Source organism: Bradyrhizobium sp. USDA 3364 (assembly GCF_054056355.1).
Genome location: NZ_JBSRYG010000002.1, coordinates 3,853,141 through 3,870,083, shown reverse-complemented (window position 1 = coordinate 3,870,083; position 16,943 = coordinate 3,853,141). Strand labels below are relative to the sequence as shown.

The 16,943-nt window shown below is 65.7% G+C and carries 11 protein-coding genes and 1 pseudogene; 7 read left to right on the top strand and 5 right to left on the bottom strand.

What is annotated here, in order from left to right; genetic code table 11:
* Window positions 1–149: 149 nt before the first annotated feature.
* Window positions 150–1,949: an adenylate/guanylate cyclase domain-containing protein gene (locus ACVILL_RS18255; RefSeq protein ID WP_456730322.1), complete on the top strand. Its 1,800-nt coding sequence runs from the start codon at window positions 150–152 to the stop codon at window positions 1,947–1,949.
* A gap of 60 nt (window positions 1,950–2,009) precedes the next feature.
* Window positions 2,010–2,669 (top strand): hypothetical protein, encoded by a 660-nt coding sequence (locus tag ACVILL_RS18250; protein ID WP_456730321.1) that lies wholly within the window; start codon window positions 2,010–2,012, stop codon window positions 2,667–2,669.
* A gap of 42 nt (window positions 2,670–2,711) precedes the next feature.
* On the opposite strand, the gene ACVILL_RS18245 is transcribed toward ACVILL_RS18250, so the two are convergent.
* A complete protein-coding gene (locus tag ACVILL_RS18245) occupies window positions 2,712–3,659 on the bottom strand; it encodes an alpha/beta hydrolase (RefSeq protein ID WP_456730320.1) in 948 nt (315 codons plus the stop codon).
* 217 nt (window positions 3,660–3,876) lie between these two features.
* On the opposite strand from ACVILL_RS18245, the gene ACVILL_RS18240 reads away from it, so the two are divergent.
* Entirely contained in the window at window positions 3,877–4,350 is a 474-nt protein-coding gene (locus ACVILL_RS18240) for an Hsp20 family protein (protein ID WP_456730319.1), read from the top strand.
* Window positions 4,351–4,524: 174 nt separating this feature from the next.
* Here ACVILL_RS18240 and ACVILL_RS18235 read toward each other — a convergent pair whose 3' ends face one another.
* A complete protein-coding gene (locus ACVILL_RS18235; RefSeq protein ID WP_456730318.1) occupies window positions 4,525–5,322 on the bottom strand; it encodes a hypothetical protein in 798 nt (265 codons plus the stop codon).
* A 487-nt stretch (window positions 5,323–5,809) separates the two neighbouring features.
* Here ACVILL_RS18235 and gltB point away from each other — a divergent pair, with 487 nt between their 5' ends.
* Window positions 5,810–10,558: a glutamate synthase large subunit gene (gene gltB / locus ACVILL_RS18230; protein ID WP_456730317.1), complete on the top strand. Its 4,749-nt coding sequence runs from the start codon at window positions 5,810–5,812 to the stop codon at window positions 10,556–10,558.
* 165 nt (window positions 10,559–10,723) lie between these two features.
* Entirely contained in the window at window positions 10,724–12,181 is a 1,458-nt protein-coding gene (locus ACVILL_RS18225; protein WP_456730316.1) for a glutamate synthase subunit beta, read from the top strand.
* A 180-nt stretch (window positions 12,182–12,361) separates the two neighbouring features.
* Here the strand turns inward: ACVILL_RS18225 and ACVILL_RS18220 are convergent.
* Window positions 12,362–14,108 (bottom strand): annotated as a pseudogene (locus tag ACVILL_RS18220) (outer membrane beta-barrel protein).
* A gap of 186 nt (window positions 14,109–14,294) precedes the next feature.
* Here ACVILL_RS18220 and ACVILL_RS18215 point away from each other — a divergent pair.
* Window positions 14,295–15,302 carry a KpsF/GutQ family sugar-phosphate isomerase gene (locus ACVILL_RS18215; protein WP_456730315.1) on the top strand — a complete coding sequence of 336 codons (1,008 nt, stop codon included), beginning with the start codon at window positions 14,295–14,297 and terminating at the stop codon, window positions 15,300–15,302.
* 140 nt (window positions 15,303–15,442) lie between these two features.
* Here the strand turns inward: ACVILL_RS18215 and ACVILL_RS18210 are convergent, their stop codons facing one another.
* Window positions 15,443–15,982, bottom strand: a complete 540-nt coding sequence (locus ACVILL_RS18210) for a carboxymuconolactone decarboxylase family protein (protein ID WP_456730314.1) — start codon at window positions 15,980–15,982, stop codon at window positions 15,443–15,445.
* Window positions 15,983–16,071: 89 nt separating this feature from the next.
* Between ACVILL_RS18210 and ACVILL_RS18205 the strand changes: the two genes are divergently transcribed.
* Window positions 16,072–16,407 (top strand): winged helix-turn-helix transcriptional regulator, encoded by a 336-nt coding sequence (locus ACVILL_RS18205; protein WP_456730313.1) that lies wholly within the window; start codon window positions 16,072–16,074, stop codon window positions 16,405–16,407.
* On the opposite strand, the gene ACVILL_RS18200 is transcribed toward ACVILL_RS18205, so the two are convergent.
* On the bottom strand, window positions 16,404–16,850 hold the full coding sequence (locus ACVILL_RS18200; protein WP_456730312.1) for an NfeD family protein: 447 nt from the start codon (window positions 16,848–16,850) through the stop codon (window positions 16,404–16,406). The two genes, ACVILL_RS18205 and ACVILL_RS18200, sit on opposite strands and share 4 nt — an antisense overlap.
* Window positions 16,851–16,943: the final 93 nt, after the last annotated feature.

Genomic DNA, 16,943 nt, shown 5'->3' with positions numbered 1-16,943 from the left:
AACGATTGTACGATCCGTTGGTCGCATGCCAATTCCTGCTACTATGCATTATAGGTGCCTGCAAACTGCGCTTCCGCCGGACCCAGCCTGTCTTGTAAGTAACGGACTCGGTCACATCGGCTAAGTGGCTATTCCAGGGCACGGGAGATATGGAAAGACGGCTCGCTGCCATTCTTTGCGCTGATATCGCCGGCTATTCCCGCATGATGGGTGTCGACGAGGCGGGGACGCATGCCTCGTTCAAGGCGCATCGCAGCGCGATCTACCCCATTATCCTCAACCATGGCGGCCGAATCGTCAAAAACACCGGCGATGGGTTCCTGCTGGAATTCCCGAGCATCATCGGCGCGATCGAGGCCGCGGTGGCGATGCAGACCCTGATGGCCGAGCGCAACGAGCATCTGCCGGCCGACCGCGCCATGCACTTCCGGATGGGCGTCCACATGGGCGACGTCATGGCCGACGAGGACGAGGTGTTCGGCGACGACGTCAACATCGCCGTCCGTCTCGAGACGGTCGCCGTGCCCGGCGGCATCGCGGTGTCGGACAAGGCCCGGACCGAGGCCGGGCGCCGGCTCGCCGTCACCCTGGTCGATGCCGGCCCGCACCGCTTCAAGAACATCAGCGAACCGGTCAATGTCTGGACCTGGGCGCCGGTCGGCTCCGACAAGCAGGAGCAGGTTCCGGAGGACGGGCCGCATCTGCCGGGGCAGTACCGGACTGCCATCGTCGGCGTGCTGCCGTTCGACAATCTGAGCGGCAGCGCCGACGAATACTTCTCGGACGGCCTGACCGAGGATCTGATCCACGCGCTGTCGCTGCAATCCTTCTATCGCGTGCTGAGCCGCAACTCGACCTTCACTTACAAGGGCAAGAACCTCTCGACGCGTTTGATCGCGCGCGAGATCGACGCGACCTATCTGATCCAGGGCTCGGTGCGCCGCGCCGGCAACAAGATCCGCGTCACCGCCGAGCTGATCGCGCCCGAGAAGGGCGAGCAATTGTGGACCGGCCGTTACGACCGCGACATGGGCGACCTGTTCGCGATGCAGGACGAGATCACCGCGAATCTCTCCGCCGCGGTCGCGCAGGAGATCTACCGCGCCGAAGCGTCGGCGCCGGCGCGCTCGCCGAACTCCGAGCTGACGGCGTGGGATCGCTTCCTCAAGGGCCTGTCGCACTACTATCACCAGACCAAGGACGATTGCGAAACCGCGATCGCGCTGTTCAAGGAGGCGATCGAGCTCGACCCCGCGCTGTCGATCGCGCGCGCCTATCTCGCGCTGATCCAGATCCAGAGCATCCAGTTCGGCTGGATTCCGAGCACGCGCGACTTGTGGGCCTCGTCGGTCAGCCTGGCCGAGAGCAGCGTCCGGCTCGACCCGCGCTCTTCCTTCGCATTTTCGCTGCTGGCCTATCTGCACGCGATGCAGGGCCACTACGAAGCCGCGATGGACGCCATCAAGCGGGCGATCGAGCTCAATCCCTACGACATGGGCGCGCGCGGCGTACTCGGAATTTGCCACATGGTGATCGGCGATCACCGCCAGGCGGTCGAGCTGTTCTCGACGGCGGTCCAGCGCGGCAACAGCGACCCGCGCTACCAGTGGGCCGCGCTGAACGCGTTCAGCCATTACCTGCTCGGGCAATATGACGCGTCGCTGTCGTGGTCGCGCGAGGGACTATATCTCAATCCGAACCATCTGCAGTGCCTTGCGGTGCGCACCGCGGCGCTCGCCCAGCTCGGCCGCGCCGACGAGGCCGCGCAGGCGGCGGAGGCGCTGCTCGCCAACCATCCCGAGCTGACGGTTGAACGCCATCTGCGCAATTTCCACTGGAAGAATCCGGCCGACATCGCGCATTATCGCGACGGCCTCTTGAAAGCCGGCCTCCCGTTCGGCAAACTCGCTCTGGTTGCATCCACATCGAAATTCGCCGTCGACTCCTGAGCGAATTCATCCACCGGTAATGGATGCTTTTTAAGCTGAAGCTTTTCAGGATGTGGCTTGATGTCCGATACGGCTGCAAGCGCGGCGACCGCCCCGCAGATTTCCGAGAACAATCCCTGCCCATTCCTCCGTGCCCTGGTCGCCGGCAGCTATGTCGGCGGCCATCTCGTTCCCTTGCCTGAACTGACCGAGACGATCGGTCGTGCAACCGGCAAGACCGGATTCGAAGGGTTCTCCGCGCGGGCGAAGATCTTCATGGTCGCGCAGATGGCCAACGGCATCGGTCCGTTCAGCCTGGTGCGCAGCCTGTTGCAGGGCGCGATCCTCGACGAATTGCGCAACGGCCCGCTCGACAAGCACGGCGCCGGCTCGCGCATCCTCGACCAGGACGCCGTGGTGCATGAGGCCGAGATCGCGCGGCTCGCGACCTTCGGCCGGGACTACGCGGCGCCCGACGGCAGCGTCGAACGCGGACTGTCGGCCGCCGAGATCAAGACCTTCATGGCGGCGAACTTCCAGCGCGCCAAGGACGAGCATCCGCCGTCCTACGGCGTCCTGCACTGTTACTATCCGCTCCTGATGCTCGGCGAGTGGCCGGTGCTGCTCGACATCATGGGCAAGGGCGAAGGCAAGGAGCGCTATCTCAGCGTCGCCGAGGTCAGGACCCTGTTCGTCGAAAAGCGCTTTCCGGACCGCATCGTCGCACTGCTCAACGGCTGAGCCCAAATTCCTTGAAGAGCGATCGTCGCTCCAACGAGCTGATTATTTGAACAGCGGCGTGCCCGGCACGAAGGCGTCGAATGCCGCCCAGAACTGCCCGCGGTAGCGGTCCTGCTCCTGCAGGATCTCGTGCTTGGAGCCGGCGATCACGAGATGCGAGCCGGCGCGCAGATGATAGGCGAACTCCTCGATCGCCGCCGTCGACACCACCTCGTCATTGCTCGCCGCCAGCATCAGGATTGGCTGCCGGATTTCGGACGGATACGACATGCCGCGGAAGGTGCGCATCGCGGTGAACGCGGTGTCGGCCCAGGCGATCGTCGGCGCCGCGATGCCGAGCGTCGGGTCTTCCTCCAGGATCGCCGCATTACGCGCATGCCGCACCGGATCGCTGGTCACGGGATTGCCGATGAAGGGCGCGAGCCCGACCAGTTCGCTGCCGCCGCCCGGAACGTAATTGCCGCCCTGCCCGGTCCAGCGCATGATCCGAAGCAACGCGCTCGGAAAGAACGACACGCGCTTGCGCGGCAGGTCGATCATCGGCGCCGACAGCACCATGCGGTCGAACCAGCGCTTGCCGGCATGCGCAAGGCGCAGCATGACCGCGCCGCCCATCGAATGCGCCAGCGCGAAATAGGGCGGCGGGCAATCCGGCAGCACCACCTGCTGCACGAAGGCTTCGACGTCGATCTCGTAGTCGGCGAAGTCGCGCACATAGCCCTTGCGCGGATCGCGCAGCCTCCGCGACGAGTGGCCCTGCCCGCGCCAGTCGATCATCGCCACCGCAAAACCGCGGTCGCGCAGGTCGCGCACCGTCTCGAAATATTTTTCGATCATCTCGCCGCGCCCGGCGAAGACGCAGACCGTGCCCTTGCGGCCGGGCGGCGGCGCCCAGCGCGCGAAGCGCAGTTCGGCTCCGTCCGGTGTCTTGATGGTGCCGCTGACCACGTCCTCCGGGACCGGATTGGCGGGAATCGAGACGAGCGTCATGCAGGGGAACCGGTAGGTGGGATGAAGTGGAGATCAAGGGCACGGGCGTCAAAAGCCACGCGGTTTCCGTCCCTTGAACGCGACATAACCCCTCCCATATCACCTCAGTGCAGGCCGCTACCAGTGTTTCGGAACCGGAACATGAGGCTGCACACATCTAAGCCCGGCCCGATGGCGGGCGGGTAACTGAAACAGTCGCTCATTGGAGGACTACCCTATGCGTAGCTACGACCTCACTCCGTTCTATCGTTCCACCGTCGGCTTCGACCGCCTCTTCAACCTGCTCGATCAGGTGACCTCGGACGGCAGCCCCGGCTATCCCCCCTACAACATCGAGCGCACCGGCGAGAATGCTTACCGGATCAGCGTTGCGGTCTCCGGCTTCTCGCAGGCCGAGCTTTCGATCGTCGCGAAGGAAAACACGCTGACGATCAAGGGCGAGAAGACCGCCAACGAGAATTCCGGCAACGGCTCGGAAGTGCTCTATCGCGGCATCGCCTCCCGCGCTTTCGAGCGCGTCTTCCAGCTTGCCGACTTCGTGCAGGTGAAGAACGCCTCGCTCGAGAACGGCCTGCTCCACGTCGATCTCGTCCGCGAGATTCCCGAGACCAAGAAACCCCGCAACATTCCGATCGGCGGCGGCGAGAAGGCGCCGCAGGTGGTCGACGGCTCGGCGAAGGTCGCGGCCTAACCAACACATCCCGCGTCAGCAGATATTGGCTGAACGCGAAAACGCCCCGGGAAACCGGGGCGTTTTTTTGTTGCGCGGGGTGCTCGTAGCCCGGATGGAGCGAAGCGCAATCCGGGGCCTTCGTGCCAATGAAAGATTCCCGGATTTCGCTGCGCTCCATCCGGGCTCCGGACGTCACTCCAGCCCCTGCACCTTCGGCATTTCCTGGGTCGGCAGGATCGCGGGCGCGGGCGCTGCCGGCGGTGGAGCGGCCTGGCCGACGGTCGGGACCTCGGCCTGCCGGGCGGCCTGCGGCGCCGCCTGAGCCTCGGTCGGCTTCGGCGCAGCGGCGGCCTGCTGAGCAGGCGCCGGCTCGGGGGCGGCCGCCGGGGTGGGCGCAGGCTGCGGCGCGGCGGCCGCCTGGGCTGCCGGAGCGGGCGCCTGGGCCGCCGCTGGGGCGGGAGCCTGCGCCTTGGCCGAGAGTGGGCTGCGCTTCGGCACCGGCACCCGGTTTGCGACATGCGGGATCGGGGCCGGCGGCCGCGGCACCTTGGCCTGGATCGGCCGCAGCATCGGACCGACCGGGCCGTAGGTCGTGCTCATCTCCTCCTCATAATTGTCGCCGAGCCGATACGCCGGGGTGAAGCGGATGATGTGCCCGTCGCGGGCGTCGATCACCAGCCGGCCGTCGTCGCCGCCCTGGTTGATCACCGAGATCGTGTAGACAAAGCCGCGCTGCTGGGGGGCGCCGAGCGGCAGATAGCCGTTCTCGCGCAGCACCGTGTAGACCTCGACCGGCGGCAAAAGGCTCGGGACCCGGCCATAGCGTGGCGGCGGCGGGACCTCGGGCATGGCGGCATAGGGCCCGTCCATGTCGGATACCCTGACGAAAGCCGGGCTGCCGATCCGGGCGGACGTCGCCAGCTGCGCCTGGGCCGAGGCTGCGCTGAGCGCGAGAGCGGCGGCAGCAACCGAACCTGTGAACAACTTCATCGCCGTAACTCCTGTCTGTCCCGCCTCGAGGAGCGTTTTCGCTCTCTTGCTGGCTTGCCCGGGACAAAATTTCATTTTTAAATTCGGCGGTCCTTGGTCGGTCCTTGGGCCAGATCACGGCGTGTTTGCTTCGAATCAGGGGCGCCGCGCGCCCGCCGAGCCGTTCGATTCGGGCATGCGGGCGAGGACTTCCTCGCGCTTGTGTGATAGACAAAAATTTGGCAAGGTCGAGGTTAGGACAGCAAGACTGTCTCAATTTCGAGGCCATCCCGGCATAGGGATTGCAACGAGACCTTCGTAAGGAGGGTCTCGACGCCCCGGGCTCCGAGAATGCTGCAGGCAGGGCCGTCCCCTAGGGGACGTTGAAACGCCCGTCGTCTGAATTTAGGAAAATGCGGCTCGCGGCGGACGAGCGGTGGCCCGGTGGGTGCCGCAACGTCCAAGGTGCGCCAAATACGGTGAGGCCCTTACGAAAGGGAGAGGACACATGAGCGGGTCGGAATTCGAGCGCGAAACCATCGTGGCAGGAACGCTGTCGGCGACCGCGGACTCGAAAGCCGAGCCCGCGCGTGAACTCCTTACTCCTGAGCTCCATACTTGGCGCCCGGAAGCCGAGGGCCTGTACGACCCGAGCCTGGAAAAGGATTCCTGCGGCGTCGGCTTCATCGCCAACATCAAGGGCCAGAAGTCGCATCAGATCGTCTCCGACGCGCTGAGCATCCTGTGCAATCTCGAGCATCGCGGCGCCGTCGGCGCCGACCCGCGCGCCGGTGACGGCGCCGGCATCCTGGTGCAGATCCCGCACGCCTTCTTCACGCGCAAGACCGCGGAACTCGGCTTCAAGCTGCCGCAGCCCGGCGAATACGCCATCGGCGCGCTGTTCATGCCGCGCGATGCTGCGTGGCGGAACGTGATTAAGAGCATCATCGCCGACGAGATCAAGAACGAGGGCTTCAAGCTGCTCGGCTGGCGCGACGTGCCCAGTGACAATTCCTCGCTCGGCGTCACCGTGAAGCCGACCGAGCCCTACCACATGCAGGTCTTCATCGGCCGCAACGGCGCCGCCAAGACCGAGGACGATTTCGAGCGCCGGCTCTACATCCTGCGCAAGTCGATCTCGCAGGCGATCTATCAGCGCCGCGACCGCGGCATGGCGGGCTACTATCCGTGCTCGCTGTCGTGCCGCACCGTAATCTACAAGGGCATGTTCCTCGCCGACCAGCTCGGCAAGTACTATCCCGACCTGCACGAAGCCGATTTCGACAGCGCGCTGGCGCTGGTGCATCAGCGCTTCTCGACCAACACCTTCCCGACCTGGTCGCTGGCGCATCCCTACCGGATGATCGCCCATAACGGCGAAATCAACACGCTGCGCGGCAACACCAACTGGATGGCGGCGCGGCAGGCCTCCGTGCATTCGGAGCTCTACGGCAAGGACATCAGCCGGCTGTGGCCGATCTCCTATGAAGGCCAGAGCGACACCGCCTGCTTCGACAACGCCCTCGAATTCCTGGTGCAGGGCGGTTACTCGCTGCCTCACGCCGTGATGATGATGATTCCGGAAGCGTGGGCCGGCAATCCGCTGATGGATGAGCAGCGCCGCGCCTTCTACGAATATCATGCCGCACTGATGGAGCCGTGGGACGGCCCGGCCGCGATCGCCTTCACCGACGGCCGCAAGATCGGCGCGACGCTCGATCGCAACGGCCTGCGCCCGGCGCGCTATCTCGTCACCAAGGACGACCGCATCGTGATGGCGTCCGAAATGGGCGTGCTGAAGATTCCGGAGGAGCAGATCGTCACCAAGTGGCGGCTGCAGCCCGGCAAGATGCTGCTCGTCGATCTCGAGCAGGGCCGCCTGATTCCCGACGACGAGATCAAGGCCGACCTCGCCAAGAGCCATCCCTACGCCGACTGGCTGCATCGCACCCAGATCCAGCTCGAGGAGCTGCCGGATGCGCCGGCCAAGGGCGTGCGCTCCAATTTGCCGCTGCTCGATCGGCAGCAGGCGTTCGGCTACAGCCAGGAAGACATCAACATCCTGATGACGCCGATGGCGTCCACCGGCGAGGAAGCCGCAGGCTCCATGGGCAACGACACGCCGATCTCGGCGCTGTCGGACAAGCCCAAGCAGTTATTCACCTACTTCAAGCAGAACTTTGCGCAGGTGACGAACCCGCCGATCGATCCGATCCGCGAGGAAATCGTCATGAGCCTCGTCTCGATCATCGGGCCGCGGCCGAACCTGTTCGACCTGCAGGGCGTCGCCTCGACCAAGCGCCTCGAGGTGCGGCAGCCGATCCTGACCGACGCGGATCTGGAAAAGATCCGCTCGATCTCGGACGTCGCCGAGACCCACTTCAAGTCGCGCACGCTCGACACCACCTTCCACGCCGGGTTCGGCGCGGCGGGCATGGAGCAGGTGCTCGACGAGCTCTGCGCGCGCGCCGAGGGCGCGGTGCGCGAGGGCATCAACATCATCATCCTGTCGGACCGCATGACCGGCACCGACCGGATTCCGATCCCGTCGCTCCTGGCCTGCGCCGCCGTGCATCACCACCTGATCCGCACCGGCCTGCGCACTTCGGTCGGCCTCGTGGTGGAATCCGGTGAGCCGCGCGAGGTGCATCACTTCGCCTGCCTCGCCGGCTACGGCGCCGAAGCGATCAACCCCTATCTCGCGTTCGAAACCATCCTCGCGATGAAGGACCGGCTGCCCGCCGCGCTCGACGACTACGAGATCGTCAAGCGCTACATCAAGTCGATCGGCAAGGGCCTGCTCAAGGTGATGTCCAAGATGGGCATCTCGACCTACCAGTCCTATTGCGGCGCGCAGATCTTCGACGCCGTCGGCCTCAAGGCGGACTTCGTCGCCAAGTATTTCGCCGGCACCCACACAAGAATCGAGGGCGTCGGCCTCGGCGAGATCGCCGAGGAGACCGTGCGGCGCCACACCGACGCGTTCGGTGACGGCCAGATCTACAAGAGCGCGCTCGACGTCGGCGGCGAATATGCCTACCGCACCCGCGGCGAGGACCATGCCTGGACCGCGGAATCGGTCTCGACCCTGCAGCATGCCGTGCGCGGCAATTCGCAGGAGCGCTACCGGGCGTTCGCCAAGATCCTCAACGAGCAGTCCGAGCGTCTTCTGACGCTGCGCGGCCTGTTCCGGATCAGGAGCGCCGAGGACGACAAGCGCAAGCCGGTCAAGCTCGAGGATGTCGAGCCGGCCAAGGAGATCGTCAAGCGCTTCTCGACCGGCGCGATGTCGTTCGGCTCGATCTCGCGCGAGGCGCACACCACGCTCGCGATCGCGATGAACCGGATCGGCGGCAAGTCGAACACCGGCGAAGGCGGCGAGGAAGCCGACCGCTTCAAGCCGCTGCCCAACGGCGACAGCATGCGCTCGGCGATCAAGCAGGTCGCTTCGGGCCGGTTCGGCGTGACGACGGAATACCTCGTCAACTCCGACATGATGCAGATCAAGATGGCGCAGGGCGCCAAGCCCGGCGAAGGCGGCCAGCTGCCCGGCCACAAGGTCGACGCGACGATCGCGCGCGTGCGGCACTCGACGCCGGGCGTCGGCCTGATCTCGCCGCCGCCGCATCACGACATCTACTCGATCGAAGACCTCGCCCAGCTGATCTACGACCTCAAGAACGTCAATCCCGACGGCCAGGTCTCGGTCAAGCTGGTGTCCGAGGTCGGCGTCGGCACGGTTGCCGCCGGCGTCGCCAAGGCGCGCGCCGACCATGTCACCATCGCGGGCTTCGAGGGTGGCACCGGTGCCTCGCCCTTGACCTCGATCAAGCATGCCGGCTCGCCGTGGGAGATCGGTCTTGCCGAAACCCACCAGACGCTGGTGCGCCAGCGGCTGCGCAGCCGCATCGCGGTCCAGGTCGACGGCGGTTTCCGCACCGGCCGTGACGTCGTGATCGGCGCGCTGCTCGGCGCCGACGAGTTCGGCTTCGCCACCGCACCGCTGATCGCGGCGGGCTGCATCATGATGCGCAAGTGCCACCTCAACACCTGCCCGGTCGGCGTCGCGACCCAGGATCCGGTGCTGCGCAAGCGCTTCACCGGCCAGCCCGAGCACGTCATCAACTATTTCTTCTTCGTCGCCGAGGAAGTCCGCGAGATCATGGCGCAGCTCGGCTTCAAGACGTTCGACGAGATGATCGGCCAGGTCCAGATGCTGGACCAGACCGCGCTGGTCTCGCACTGGAAGGCCAAGGGCCTCGACTTCTCCAAGCTGTTCGTGCGGCAGAGGGAGGAGAAGGGCCAGACGATCTATCACTCGGAGAGCCAGAACCACCATCTGGAAGCCGTGCTCGACCGCCGGCTGATCGAGCAGGCGCAGGCCGCGCTCGATCGCGGTGCGCCGGTCAAGATCGAGGAAGAGATCAACAACACCGACCGTTCCGCCGGCGCGATGCTGTCGGGCTCGGTGGCCAAGATCTACGGCCATGCCGGCCTGCCGCTCGACACCATCCATGTCGGCCTGAAGGGCACGGCGGGACAGGCGTTCGGCGCCTGGCTCGCCAAGGGCGTCACCTTCGAGCTCGAGGGTGAAGGCAACGATTATGTCGGCAAGGGTCTCTCGGGCGGCTGCATCATCGTCAAGCCGCCGAAGATCTCCGGCATCGTGCCGGAAGAGTCGATCATCGTCGGCAACACCGTGATGTACGGCGCGATCGCGGGCGAGTGCTACTTCCGCGGCATCGCCGGCGAGCGCTTCGCGGTGCGCAACTCCGGCGCGGTCGCGGTCGTCGAAGGCGCCGGCGATCATTGCTGCGAATACATGACCGGCGGCATCGTGGTGGTGCTCGGCAAGACCGGGCGCAACTTCGCGGCCGGCATGTCCGGCGGCATCGCCTATGTGCTGGACGAGGCCGGCGACTTCGCCAAGCTCTGCAACCTTTCGATGGTCGAGCTCGAGCCGGTGTTGTCGGAAGAGCTGATCAACGCCGGCACCTACCACCACTCCGGCGATCTCGAGGCGCATGGCCGGGTCGACGTGTTCCAGAACCTGCTCGACTCCGACGTCGAGCGGCTGCATGTCCTGATCACGCGGCACGCCAAGCTGACCGGCTCGAGGAAGGCGGCGGAGATCCTCGCCAACTGGAAGACCTGGCTGCCGAAATTCCGCAAGGTGATGCCGGTGGAGTACCGCCGCGCGCTGAAGGAAATGAAGGCCAACGCCGACGCCGAGCCGAAAATCGCGATCGGCGCGTAAGCCTCAGAGACCCTCATGGTGAGGAGGCGCGCAGCGCCGTCTCGAACCATGAGGCCGCAACACGGGCCTTCATCCTTCGAGACGCGGCGCACGCGCCGCTCCTCAGGATGAGGGTCGAAGAGAACGGACGAACACGAACACATGATGCAGGGGCATCGGGTTTAAATGGGCAAGATCACAGGTTTCCTCGAGATCGAGCGGCATGACCGCAAGTACGAGCCGGTCGCCGATCGACTCAAGAACTTCAAGGAATTCGTCGTTCCGCTGAGCGAGAAGGACACGCGCGACCAGGCGGCGCGCTGCATGAATTGCGGCATTCCCTACTGCCACGGCACCGGCTCGACCGCGCCGGGCACGCCCGGCTGCCCGGTCAACAACCAGATCCCCGATTTCAACGACCTCGTCTATCAGGGCAACTGGGAAGAGGCCTCGCGCAACCTGCACTCGACCAACAACTTCCCCGAATTCACCGGCCGGATCTGTCCGGCGCCGTGCGAGGCGTCTTGCACGCTGAACATCGACGACAACCCGGTCACCATCAAGACCATCGAATGCGCGATCGTCGACCGCGCCTGGGACAATGGCTGGCTGAAGCCGGAGATCGCGGCCACCAAGACCGGCAAGAAGGTCGCCGTGATCGGCTCCGGCCCCGCCGGCATGGCCGCAGCCCAGCAGCTCGCGCGCGCCGGTCACGAGGTGCATGTCTACGAGAAGTTCGCCAAGGCCGGCGGCCTGCTGCGCTACGGCATTCCCGACTTCAAGATGGAGAAGGACGTCATCGACCGCCGCGTGGCGCAGATGGAAGCCGAAGGCGTCACCTTCCACTACGGCAAGGCCGTCGGCGGAAGCACTCCGGGCGCGATCGATCCGCAGGAGCTCGCCAAGCAGTATGACGCGGTGGCGCTGACCGGCGGCGCGGAAGCCCCGCGCGACCTGCCGATCCCCGGTCGCGACCTCGCCGGCATCCACTTCGCGATGGACTTCTTGCCGCAGCAGAACCGCCGCGTCTCCGGCGAGCCGCTGAACGGCGCCGCCGACATCCTGGCCGGCGGCAAGCATGTCGTCGTGATCGGCGGCGGCGATACCGGTTCGGACTGCATCGGCACCTCGTTCCGTCAGGGCGCCAAGTCGGTGACCCAGCTCGAGATCATGCCGGCGCCGCCCGAGCACGAGAACAAGGGCGTGACCTGGCCGAACTGGCCGCTGAAGATGCGGACCTCGTCGAGCCAGGCCGAAGGCGCGGTGCGCGAATACGCGGTGCTGACGACCAAGTTCGAAGGCGCCGACGGCAAGGTGACAAAACTGCATTGCGTCAAGGTCGACGACAAGTTCAAGCCGCTGCCCGGCACCGAGTTCACGCTCGACGCCGAGCTGGTGCTGCTGGCGATGGGCTTCGTGCATCCGGTGCACGAGGGCCTGCTCAAGACGCTCGGCGTCGAGCTCGACCAGCGCGGCAACGTCCGCGCCTCCCTGCAGGACTACCAGACCTCGCGCGCCAAAATCTTCTCCGCCGGCGACATGCGCCGCGGCCAGTCGCTCGTGGTCTGGGCGATCCGCGAAGGCCGCCAGTGCGCGCGCTCGATCGACACCTTCCTGATGGGGAAGACGGACTTGCCGGGCTAAGCGCCCCGGCTGTTTTTGGCAAAGCTATGCTCACACACGAACTGTTATCACCCGCGAAAGCGGGCGATCCAGTGTTCCAGAGACGTCAGAGATCAAACGGAGAAGCCGCGGCGTGCCTGGATGCCCCGCCTTCGCGGGGCATGACGAGCTATGGCAGCGGCACGCAGGTGCCTCAGCAACTCAGTTCTGCACCCGCACGCCGAGCATCACGACCGTCGACGCCGAGCTCTGTCCCGCCAAATTCGAATCCAGCCAGTCGCGGCGCACGGTGCCCTTGATCCAGAGGCTGCGGGTCATCTTGTAGATCAGGTCGGCGGACACCGAGTAGATCGTGTCGTTGCGGTTGTCGCCCTGGTACTCGAGCGTGCCGTAGGTGAACTTGCCGATGCCGGTCAGCCAGCGGCGGAAGTCGTGGTCGACCTCGACGGTGTAGGTGCGTGACAGCACGCCGGACGTGCCGGGCAGCGTGGTCTCGCCGATCTGGGTGTCGGAATAGAATTTGGCCGTGGTCAGCGGCGTCGCGGTCCAGGTCAGCGACGCCGTGGTGAGCAGGCCTTCGAGCCGATTCAGCCGCGGGTCGACGTAATCGCGCATCGCGTAGCCGATCGATATCTCGCCGAACAGCAGCCGGGTGAACTCGAACGACGTACCGACCTTGGCATAACCGCCCGACGAATTGCGCGCGTAGCCGTTGCGGTCGAAATAGAGATCGTGGAAGCGGCTGTCGCCCTCGACCTCGACGAACGGTTTCACCGCCGGATTGAGCTCATAGCTGACGCGGCCGACGCCGCCATATTGCGTGAAGTTGCGATCGTCGTTCGACGACGAGGTGCCGTCGGTCAGCTTCGACCATTGGTAATCGGTGCGGTCGACAGTGCCGCCCAGCGAGACCTGCATGCGGTTGAAATTCTGGTCGATGCCGAAGGTGCCGCCGACCGTGGTGTAGATCGGATATCTGGCGAGGCCGGCCTGCACGTTCGGGCTGCCGGGATTGTCGGTCGAGACCAGCAAACGGGCCTGCCCCAGGAGATGCGTGTCTCGGGAGACGTCGAGACGGCCGTCGATATGGCCGGTGAAATTCGGACGGTCGACATCGAGCGGCGCCGACAGCGGCGTGCCATCAATCGGCGTCAACTGCGAGCCATAGCCGGTGAAGGAGCCGCGCAGATCGGCGACGACGGCGTGGCGTTCCCAGTCGGATACCGCGAGGAATTCCGGCGCCACCATGTAGAACGCCTTGCCCTGCGGCGAATAGAGCCGGCCCGGGTTGGTATCGTAGCCGGCCATCACCTCGACCGCGGTCTTGACCATGAACGAGCCGGCATAGTCGCCGACCGCGCCGAACGGATCGTCGTCGATCTTGAGCCGCCTGCGCTGCGGCTGGCCGACAATGGTGCCGGCCATCGCCGGCGGCAGCGGCGGCTTGTTGGCGGTGTCCGACGGCCGGGATCGAGAGCCGCAACTGCCCGGCCGCGTTCAGTGGCGGCGGCGTGGGCACCGGCGAGCCGGGTCCCGGCGGCGGCTTCGGCTTAGCCTGGCCCGGATAATATTTCGGCTTCACGCGCTTGCGGTTGAGCGAGTCATACCCCGACGTCGAGGCGCCGTTCGCGGCGGGGAGCCCGTAGGTCGGGATCTGGCCGATGCGCTGTGTCGTGGACGTCGACGACGAGGAGCGCCGGTCGCGATCGGCGTCCGGCAGCTTCAGGCCGTTGAGCGGGTTGAGCGGATCCAGATTGTCGGCCGTGGTCCGGCGCAGCGGCGAATCCTGCGTGATCACCTGGCTCTGCCGGTTGGGGCTGAACAAATCAGGCGTCACGGTCTGGGCGCTGGCGAGCCCCATCGTTACAGTCAGCAGAAGGCATGGCAAAACCACGCGAACGAGGCGTCCGCGCCGATTTGGGCCGCTTGCTGGCCGCCGCCACACGATGGAAATACTCCAACGAATTCACATACTTGACGTACGCATTCCACCGGGTGGCGAAAAACGTCGTTAATGGAGTTAAAACAATTATGGTTAATGAGCCGTTGAGGATGCGCCGCCGCGCGTCGCATCGCGGAATGGACCGTGCTAAGGGAGACGCCCGGGTGCAAAACCCCTTCCCTGGAATCCGAAATGGCCAAACCGAAACCGCTGATGACCAAATCATCCGGCCCCGATGACGGCGCCGTTCAATCGGCGCTCCGCACCCTCGATGCCGAAGCAAGCGGCGTCGCAGCGATCTCAGCGGCACTCAAGTCCGACCTCGGTGTCTCGTTCACGGCGGCGGCCGAGCTGATCTGCAAGGCCAAGGGACGGTTGATCGTCACCGGGCTCGGCAAGTCGGGCCATATCGGCCGCAAGATCGCCGCGACCTTCGCCTCGACCGGCACGCCGGCGTTCTTCGTGCACGCGGCCGAAGCGAGCCATGGCGACCTCGGCATGATCACCCCGGACGACGTGATTCTCGCGCTGTCATGGTCCGGCGAGCAGCCGGAGATGCGCAATCTGATCGCCTATGCGGCGCGGTTCGGCATTCCGCTGATCGCGATGACCGCCGACAGGGACTCGACGCTGAGCAAGGCCGCCGACGTGCAGCTGACGCTGCCGAAGGCCCGCGAGGCCTGCCCGCACAATCTCGCGCCGACCACCTCCTCGCTGATGATGCTGGCGCTCGGCGACGCGCTGGCGATCGCGCTGCTGGAAGGCCGCGGCTTCACCTCGACCGATTTCAGCGTGCTGCATCCGGGCGGCAAGCTCGGCGCGCTCTTGAAATATGCCCGCGACCTGATGCATGGCGGCGACGCGCTGCCGCTGAAGCCGCTCGGCACCAAGATGTCGGATGCTTTGGTCGAGATGACCTCCAAGGGCTTCGGCTGCGTCGGCATCACCGACCGCCACGGCCATCTGGTCGGCATCGTCACCGACGGCGATCTGCGCCGGCAGATGCGGCCAGAGCTGCTGACGCTGTCGGTCGATGAGGTGATGACCAGGACGCCGAAGACGATCAGCCGCGACACGCTGGCCGGCGAAGTGCTCGAGCTGCTCAACGCCTCGAAGATCACGACGCTGATCGTGACCGACGCCAAGAAGCCGGTCGGCATCATCCACCTGCACGATCTGCTGCGCGCGGGCGTGGCGTAGGTCCAGGCCACTTCCCGTCATTGCGAGCCGACGGGCCGCGCGAATGCGCGCCCGATGACAGGCTCCGCGAAGCAATCCATCTCTCTGCATGGGCGGAGGGATGGATTGCTTCGTCGCTTCGCTCCTCGCAATGACGGCAATCAACTCGGAAACCGCGCCGCGGTCTCCTCCAGCGGCAGGGCCAGTGCGTTGGCGAGGCAGGACACCGTGCGGTAGAAGCCGCACAGCAGAATGATCTCCAGCACCTGATCGTCGTCATAATGCGCCGACAGCGCGGCGAACTCCGCCTCGTCAAGCGTCGCGCGGGCATGCAGCGCGTCGACCGCCGCGATCATCGCCTGCTCGGCCGGCGACCAGCAATCGGCATCGGCCTGGCCGCGCACGGTGGCGTGGACCTGTTCGTCCGACAATCCGGCGGCGGCGCCGAACGCCGTGACATGCACGCCCCATTCATATTCGCAGGCATTGAGCGCACAGGTGCGGTCGATCACGATCTCCCGTTCCCGCAAGGGGAGCGGCCCGCGGTCCAGCAGGCTGCCGCCGCGGAATTTCTCCCAGGCGCGCGGATAGCCGGCCATCATGCGGAACAGCAGCAGCGGCGGCTTGCCGCGCATGATGCGATCGAAATGCTGTTGAACGTCCGCCGCATAGGGCGGATCGAGCGGCGCGATGCGTGACATGGCCTGATCCTGCTGCTACATTTAATGTAGCGATCACGCTACAATATCTGTAGCGAACGGCGCAAGCGGAATTGACGGGGATTCGCGACATGCCGAAGCAGGCTCCACCGACAAAACCCGGCGTCCGCGGCTCGCGGTCCGGCCGCCCGATCATGGCGCTGCTCGATCTCCTGGGGCGGCGCTGGACCTTGCGCATCGTCTGGGAGCTGCGCGATGGCGCGCTGACCTCGCGCGCGCTGCGCACCGCCTGCGACGAGGCCTCACCGACCATCCTGCAGACGCGATTGACCGAGCTCCGTGAAGCCGGATTCGTCGAGCTGACGGATGATGGTTACGGCCTCACCGCCCTCGGCCGCGAACTGTTCCAGACTTTCACGCCGCTCAACCGCTTCGCCGCGCGCTGGAGCAAGCGGGGCGAAAACTAGACCGCGGCCACCGTCAAGCTGGCGCCATCGGCGCGGACGACCTTCACCCGGCTGCCGGCCGGCGCATCGGGGCCGGCGACGCGCCAGACCGTGTCGTCGATGCGGACCGTGCCCGATCCGTCGACGATCGGCTTCTCCAGCGTGAATTCGCGGCCGACCAGGGCTTCATTGCGGCGGTTGAGGAACGGATTGGTCCTGCTTGCCGCGGTCGCGCCCCGGGCGAAGTGGCGCCAGGCCGGCACCGCCAGTGCGGCGAACACCGCGAACATCAGGAGCTGCATCTGCCAGGACGGCGTGAAGGCGAACGACAGCAAGCCGACCAGCAGCGCTGCGAGCCCGAGCCAGAACAGGAACACGCCTGGCGCCACGAGCTCAAGCGCCATCAGGATAAAGCCGAAGATCAGCCAGTTCCAGGTACCCAATGTCGAAAACATCTCGGCCATGACACGACCTCTCAACAGTCTTTCCGCGGAGAGAGCCCCCTCACCCGGATCGCATCTTCAATGCGATCCGACCTCTCCCACAAGGGGAGAGGT